Annotated in this window: 6 protein-coding genes and 2 pseudogenes; 5 read left to right on the top strand and 3 right to left on the bottom strand. The window is 72.5% G+C overall.

The features are described from left to right. Positions 1-995: C40 family peptidase (locus ACWJ6R_RS26800; protein ID WP_449064893.1), on the top strand; the 995-nt coding region annotated here is incomplete at its 5' end. Positions 996-1092: 97 nt separating this feature from the next. On the opposite strand, the gene ACWJ6R_RS26805 is transcribed toward ACWJ6R_RS26800, so the two are convergent. From ACWJ6R_RS26805 to ACWJ6R_RS26815, 3 genes are read right to left on the bottom strand one after another with little or no spacing between them, the layout of a single operon-like run. Next, positions 1093-1710, bottom strand: a complete 618-nt coding sequence (locus ACWJ6R_RS26805; protein WP_449064894.1) for an acyl-CoA-like ligand-binding transcription factor — start codon at positions 1708-1710, stop codon at positions 1093-1095. Further along, positions 1688-2257 (bottom strand): hypothetical protein, encoded by a 570-nt coding sequence (locus ACWJ6R_RS26810; RefSeq protein ID WP_449064895.1) that lies wholly within the window; start codon positions 2255-2257, stop codon positions 1688-1690. Before ACWJ6R_RS26810 ends, ACWJ6R_RS26805 begins: the two co-directional genes overlap by 23 nt. Further along, positions 2200-3177: an MFS transporter gene (locus tag ACWJ6R_RS26815; protein ID WP_449064896.1), complete on the bottom strand. Its 978-nt coding sequence runs from the start codon at positions 3175-3177 to the stop codon at positions 2200-2202. Before ACWJ6R_RS26815 ends, ACWJ6R_RS26810 begins: the two co-directional genes overlap by 58 nt. An 82-nt stretch (positions 3178-3259) precedes the next feature. Here ACWJ6R_RS26815 and ACWJ6R_RS26820 point away from each other — a divergent pair, with 82 nt between their 5' ends. From ACWJ6R_RS26820 to ACWJ6R_RS26835, 4 genes and pseudogenes are all read left to right on the top strand, one after another. Further along, positions 3260-3787, top strand: a complete 528-nt coding sequence (locus ACWJ6R_RS26820) for a hypothetical protein (protein WP_449064897.1) — start codon at positions 3260-3262, stop codon at positions 3785-3787. A 290-nt stretch (positions 3788-4077) separates the two neighbouring features. Beyond that, positions 4078-5876 (top strand): annotated as a pseudogene (locus ACWJ6R_RS26825) (phosphoenolpyruvate carboxykinase (GTP)). Between the two features lie 143 nt (positions 5877-6019). Then, positions 6020-6247: pseudogene (locus ACWJ6R_RS26830) on the top strand (TIGR04222 domain-containing membrane protein); the annotation flags it as partial. Between the two features lie 59 nt (positions 6248-6306). Further along, positions 6307-6947 (top strand): TIGR04222 domain-containing membrane protein (locus ACWJ6R_RS26835; protein WP_449064898.1); only part of this gene is annotated, 641 nt, incomplete at its 3' end.

The raw sequence follows: 6947 nt of genomic DNA on the forward strand, positions 1-6947 counted from the left end.
CCGCCGTGTCCCCCGCGGCCCCGCCGCCCGTCGCCCCGCTGACCGAGATGCGCCGGCCGCACCTGTTCGTGGTCGCGAACCGGCCGCTGAGCTCCGCCGTCGTGGCGAAGGCGGCGCGGATCAAGGGGATCCGCGCGATCGAGCGGGCCGACGCCGCCGAGGTCGTGATGGACGGCAAGCGGGTGCAGACGCTGGGGGTGGACCCCTCGACGTTCCGCGCCTACACCCCCAAGCCGACCGCCACGTCCGACAAGCTCTGGCGCAACGTCGCGGCGGGAGAGGTCGCGGTCTCCTTCGTGCTCGGCAACGACGGGGGCCTGGAACTGGGCCGGACCGTCGCCAGCGGCGGGCGGGCCCTGCGGGTGGGCGCCTACGCCACGATGGGCATGGGCGCCATCGACGCGGTGGTCTCCCGGCGGACGGCGCGCGAGCTCGGCATCCCGGAGAACAACGCCCTGGTGGTGAGCGCCCCCAAGGCCGACTCGGCCAGGCTCCGCGCGGCCCTGCTCAAGGTCCTGCCGAAGGGCAGCCAGGTCGTCGCGATCAACCCGGTCTTCAAGGCCGCGCCGCGGAAGGTCTGGCCGGCGTCGGCCTTCATGAGCCCGGACCAGGTGCGGACCGCGCTCACCGCCGCGATCGGCAAGCTGGGCCGCCCGTACGTCTGGGGCGCCGAGGGGCCGGACACCTTCGACTGCTCCGGCCTGGTCCAGTGGGCCTACGCGCAGGCGGGCGTCCGGGTGCCCCGCGTGACGCACCAGCAGTTCGTGTCGGGCCCGCAGATCCCGCTCTCCCAGGCCCAGCCGGGCGACCTGCTGTTCTGGCGGCACGACCCGACCAACCCCGGCTACGTCTCGCACGTGGCGATCTACTGGGGCGACGGGAAGATGCTGCACGCGCCGCGGACGGGCGACGTGGTCAAGCTCGTCCCGGTCAGCACGAGGAACTTCGCCGGGGCCGTCCGCGTCAGCCCGCAGATCGCCGCGCGGGCGGGCTGAGACCGGGTCGCCGCGCGGGACCGGCCCGGCGGGCGCGCGGTCGCCGTGTGGAAGCCGCCGGACGCCGCGCGGTCGCACCGTACCGGATGTGGCCGGGTCAGGGGCGCAGGCCCGACTCCAGGAGGGCGAGGGTCTCGTCGACGATGTCGGCCAGTGGGCGGGTCCCGTCGCTCTCGGCCCAGGAGAACAGCGCGGCCAGCATGGCGCCGACCACCGCCCCGGCCGCCGTCCGGGCGAGCAGGTCGGCGGAGGCACGGGCGGCGGGGTCGGCGCGGTCCATGCGTGCGGTGAGCGCCCGGGTGAACACGTCGATGGTGGCGATCATGTTGTCGACGGCGCGGGCGCGCAGCGCGGGGTGGCTGAGCTGGAGCCTGGTGCGGGCCCGGATCTGCTCCTCCTCCTCGGCGGGGATCTGCGCGAACGCCTCGCCCATCGCGGCGCGCAGGGCGGGCACGGGGGCCAGGCCGGCGGGCTGGGCGGCCAGCGCCGCCAGCATGATGGGGTCGTAGTCGTCCTGGACGACCACGTCCTCCTTGGTGGGGAAGTAGCGGAAGAACGTGCTGGGCGAGATCTCGGCGGCCTCCGCGATCTGCTCGACCGTCGTCGCCTCGTAGCCCTGCTCGGCGAACAATCGCAGGGCCTGCTCCTGGATCGTCCGCCGGGTCCGGGCCTTCTTGCGTTCGCGCAGTCCCTCAGGGCGCGGAGGTGAGCTCATGCGCCGATTCTCGCGCCTCGCCGGCGCGCATGAACACCGCCACGGCCGCGGCGCCCGCCACGGCCAGCGCCGCGCACACCAGGAGCACGGCGCCCATGCCTGCGGCGGAGGCTTCCCGGGCGGCGGCGGCGAGCGCGGGATCGCCGAGCCGTACGGCGGCGGCCACGGAGTCCCGCGCGGCCTCCGGAGCGTCCGCGGGCAGTCCGTCCGCGTAGCCGGCCGAGAGCAGGCTGCCCAGTCCGGCGACGCCGAACACACCGCCCACCTGCCGCAGCGTCTGCAGCGTGCCGGAGCCCGCGCCCACCCGGTCCTCGGGCAGTACGGCCAGCACGCCGTCCATCGCCGGGACCATCGCCAGTCCGACGCCGGCCCCCACGACGGTCAGCCACGCGGCGATGAAGCCGTACCCGGAGGAGGCGCCGGTCAGGGAGCCGAGGACGAGGCCGCCCGCGAGCACCGCCAGGCCGGCCGGCAGGAGCACGCGCAGGCTCAGCCGGCCCAGCAGCCGCTCGCCGGCCAGCCCGCCCGCCATGAGGCCGAGCACCATGGGACGACGCGGATCCCGGTGCCGAAGGCGTCGTATCCCAGGACGGCCTGCAGATGGAGCGGGACCACGAACAGCACGCCCATCATGGCCAGCGAGACGAGGGTCGCGCCGGCGGAGCCCCACAGGAAGACGCGGTCGGTGAAGAGGCGGAGGTCCATCATGGGCGCGGGGGAGCGGGCCTCCACCGCGACGAAGGCGGCGAGCAGGACCAGGCCGGCGGCGAGCGAGGCCAGCACGGCGGGCGACGTCCAGCCGGCCGAGGGAGCCTCGATCACGCCGTGGACCAGTGCGGCGAGGCCGCTCACCGAGAGCAGCGCGCCGGGCAGGTCGAAGCGGGGTCGGCGCTCGTCACGCGACTCCGGCAGCAGGACGGCGGACGCCGCCAGGGCGATCGCCACCACGGGCAGGTTGATCAGGAAGATCGACCCCCAGTGGAAGCGGTCGAGCAGGTAGCCGCCGAGGATCGGTCCCAGCGGCAGGCCGAGGGCCATCCCCGCCGACCAGGCCGCGATGGCCTTCGAGCGCTCGTGCGGAGGGAAGACGCTCGGCAGGATCGACACGGAGAGCGTCATGATCAGGGCGCCCCCGGCGCCGAGGAGCACGCGGGCGGCGATGAGCGCCGCCGAGCCCCCGGCCGCCGCGGCGAGGGCCGAGGCCGCGCCGAAGACGGCCAGCCCGGCCAGGAGGAGGCGCTTGCGGCCGAGGCGGTCGCCGAGGACGCCGGCGGGGAGCAGGAGGGCGGCGAAGGGGATCAGGTAGGCGTCCACGATCCACTGCAGTTCGCCGGTCGAGGCACCGAGCTCCACGGCCAGCGTGGGCAGGGCGACGTTCAGGATCGTCGCGTCCAGTCCGATGACGAGGACGCTCAGCACCAGCGCGGCCAGAGCCCACCAGCGCCGGGGAGAAGTGATAGCAGCCATGATTTGAGAGTAACTCTCAAAATAGAGGTCGTGTCAAAATATTTTCTGGCCGACCACTTTGAAAAGTTGTAATCTTCATTACATGGACAATGAAGAAGCAGAGGCGCAGCTGCGCGGCTGGTTCTCGGGCCGCCTGCCCGAGGGATGGTTCGACGGTCCGCTCGAGATCACGCTGGACCGCGAGGAGATCACGGCGGTGGGAGCGCTCCGCCCGCCCGCGTCCGCCGAGGGCGTCTCGGAGGTGGAGCGGGTCGCCACGCTGGAGGGCGCCGTGCAGCGCTTCCGGGAGGAGACCAGGGAGCGGCGCATCGAGATCGCCTCGGAGGCCGAGCACCGGTTCCGCAGGAAGGTCTCCTGGGGCGTCTCGGTCGAGGGTGAGAGGGTGATGTTCACCACACTGTCGGTCCCCGTCATGACGCGGCTGCGCCAGTCGGAGCGCCGGGTGCTGGACACCCTCGTGGCCGCCGGCGTGGCGCGCAGCCGCAGCGACGCGCTCGCCTGGTGCGTGCGCCTGGTGGGCCGACACGCCGACACCTGGCTGGCCGACCTGAGGGACGCGCTCCAGCACGTCGACCGGGTGCGGGCGGCGGGCCCCGACGTGACTTCCTGAGGCGGGCCAGGGAAAAGAGGTCCGGAAGTGGTCTGAACCTTTCGGCGCATTGGTTTAGACCTCCTTCAATGGCCTATACCAATTTCTGGTGCGGTTTATTTAAACCCGCTTCTTTCGGGTAGGTGAAAGCAGTCATCGCGGCCCCTGCCAGCCCATACGTCGGACGGTGGGATCGGGGACGGGGTCGCCGGGGCGCGAGCCGGGGCTAATTCACTGGTCTACGCCAATTGGATTACGCCCGGTTTCTTGTCGATGATGATTCCGCCTGAGAAGCGTGAGGAGCCGCCACAGTGACCGCAACCGTTGACGTATCCGTCACCAGCCCGACCACCCACAAGGAACTGATCGCCTGGGTCAACGAGATCGCCGAGCTCACCCGTCCGGACCGGATCGAGTGGTGCGACGGCTCGGAGGCCGAGTGGACGCGCCTGACGAACCTGCTGGTCGAGCAGGGCACGTTCAAGCGGCTGGCCAAGCGGCAGAACAGCTTCTACGCCGCCTCCGACCCGAGCGACGTCGCCCGCGTCGAGGACCGCACCTACATCTGCTCCGAGAAGGAGGAGGACGCCGGGCCGACCAACAACTGGATCGCTCCGGCCGAGATGCGCGCGACCTTCGGCGAGCTCTTCGCCGGCTGCATGCGCGGGCGCACGATGTACGTGGTCCCCTTCTGCATGGGCCCGCTCGGCGGCGAGATCTCCCAGCTGGGCGTCGAGATCACCGACTCGCCCTACGTGGCGGTCTCGATGCGGATCATGACCAGGATGGGCGAGCCGCCCTGCGCCTCATCGAGGAGCGGGGTGACTTCGTCAAGGCCGTGCACTCGGTCGGCGCCCCCCTGGAGCCCGGCCAGGCCGACGTGCCGTGGCCGTGCAGCTCCACCAAGTACATCAGCCACTTCCCCGAGACCCGCGAGATCTGGTCCTACGGCTCGGGCTACGGCGGCAACGCCCTGCTGGGCAAGAAGTGCTACGCGCTGCGCATCGCCAGCACCATGGCCCGCGACGAGGGCTGGCTGGCCGAGCACATGCTCATCCTCAAGCTCACCCCGCCGAGCGGGGAGACCCGCTACATCGCGGCGGCCTTCCCGTCCGCGTGCGGCAAGACCAACCTCGCCATGCTCCAGCCGACGATCCCGGGCTGGAAGGTCGAGACGATCGGCGACGACATCGCCTGGATGCGCTTCGGCGACGACGGCCGGCTGTACGCGATCAACCCGGAGGCGGGCTTCTTCGGCGTCGCGCCCGGCACCGGCGAATCCACCAACGCCAACGCGATCAAGGCGCTCTGGGGCAACAGCATCTTCACCAACGTCGCCCTCACCGACGACGGCGACGTGTGGTGGGAGGGCCTGACCGACGAGCCCCCGGCGCACCTGACCGACTGGAAGGGCCGCGACTGGACCCCGGACGCCGACGAGCCCGCCGCCCACCCGAACGCCCGCTTCACGGTGCCGGCGGGCCAGTGCCCGACCATCGCCCCCGAGTGGCAGGACCCGAAGGGCGTGCCGATCTCGGCGATCCTGTTCGGCGGCCGCCGCGCCACCGCGGTCCCGCTGGTCACCGAGGCGCGCGGCTGGAACCACGGCGTCTTCATCGGGGCGAACATCGCCTCCGAGAAGACCGCCGCCGCCGAGGGCAAGGTCGGCGAACTGCGCCGCGACCCCTTCGCGATGCTGCCGTTCTGCGGCTACAACATGGGCGACTACTTCGCCCACTGGGTCAGGATCGGCGAGCGCGAGGGCGCGCGGTTGCCGCGCGTCTACTACGTGAACTGGTTCCGCAAGAACGCCGAGGGCACGTTCATCTGGCCCGGCTTCGGCGAGAACAGCCGCGTGCTCAAGTGGATCGTGGACCGGCTCAACGGCCGGGCCGAGGCGGTCGAGACGCCCATCGGCCTGCTCCCGGCCGAGCTGGACACCGAGGGCCTCGACCTGTCGGAGGAGGACCTGGCGACCCTGCTCACCGTGGACCGGGAGGTCTGGCGGGAGGAGGCGAAGCTGATCCCGTCCTTCTTCGAGACCTTCGGCGACCACCTTCCCAAGGAGCTCTGGGACGAGTACAACACCCTGGTCGAGCGCCTGGGCTGACCCCGGACCGGGACGCCCGCCCGGACCCGCCCGGCAGGGCGGGCCCGGGCGTCTGAATTGAGACCTTCAGGCTGAAACTTCCACGGGACTCCGGGCGTCTACCTGACAAACGGGGCCGACGCCCCTTCCCCCAGGAGGCGGACGTGGAAGTCGTACTGTTCGTCATCGCGGTCGTCCTGCTCGGGGCCGTGGTCATCTCGTCGACGGTCCTGAGCGGGCAGCAGCGCGAGGTCCGCGAGGCCGCCGCGTATCACAAGGGGCGGCCGATCAGTCCCTACCACCTGGCCTACCTGGCCGGGGGGCCGCGCCGTACGGTCAACACCGCGCTGGCCATGCTGGCCAGGGGCGGCGGCATCCGGGTCGCGCGCGGCGGGCAGCTCAGCCTGGTGTCCGGGGCCCGCCGTCCCCGGACGGGATCGAGCAGGCCGTCCTGTCGGCCCTCGCCGCCCGCTCCGGCACCTGCCCGGCCGGGGAGCTGCGCCGTACGGTGGCCGAGGGGCCGGCCATGGCGGCCCTGCGCGGCGACCTGGAGGGCATGGGCCTGCTGGTGCGCGGCGGCGCGCTGGACGGGGCGGGCAGGTCGCTGCGGCGGCTCCTGACCGCCTCGCTGCTCGCGGTGTTCTTCACCGTCGCCGCCGTCGTGCTGCTCGCCGTCCTGGACGTCTCGGGAGGCGGCCTGGGCATCGGCGCGGTGCTGATCGGCTTCGCGGCGGCGCTGATCGGCCTGATCACCTACGGCACGCAGCGCAAGGCGCTGCGCAACGTGCTCACCCGGGCCGGGCGCGACGTGCTCGACTCCGCCCGCCGGGTGCACATCCGGGGGTCCCGCCACGACACGAGCGGTGACCTGGCCTTCGCGGTCGGCGCCCCGGTCGCCCTGTACGGCCTGAGCGAGTCCGGTGACCCCACGCTGGAGAAGGAGCTGAAGCAGTCCGACGGCGGCGGCGCGTACGTGGGCGGCGCGTGCGGCGGCGGTTCGGGCGGCTCGGGCGACGCCACCTACGGCGGCGGGGACTTCGGCTCCGGCGGCTACGGCGGCGGTGACTTCGGTTCGGGGGGTTCCGGCGGCGA

Source organism: Planomonospora algeriensis (genome assembly GCF_977012225.1).

Bases quoted from the DNA above. Each gene is read 5' to 3' on its own strand.
- ACWJ6R_RS26810 (WP_449064895.1), bottom strand. From the start codon at position 2,257: ATGGTGCTCGGCCTCATGGCGGGCGGGCTGGCCGGCGAGCGGCTGCTG.
- ACWJ6R_RS26805 (WP_449064894.1), bottom strand. From the start codon at position 1,710: ATGAGCTCACCTCCGCGCCCTGAGGGACTGCGCGAACGCAAGAAGGCC.
- ACWJ6R_RS26820 (WP_449064897.1), top strand. From the start codon at position 3,260: ATGGACAATGAAGAAGCAGAGGCGCAGCTGCGCGGCTGGTTCTCGGGC.
- ACWJ6R_RS26815 (WP_449064896.1), bottom strand. From the start codon at position 3,177: ATGGCTGCTATCACTTCTCCCCGGCGCTGGTGGGCTCTGGCCGCGCTG.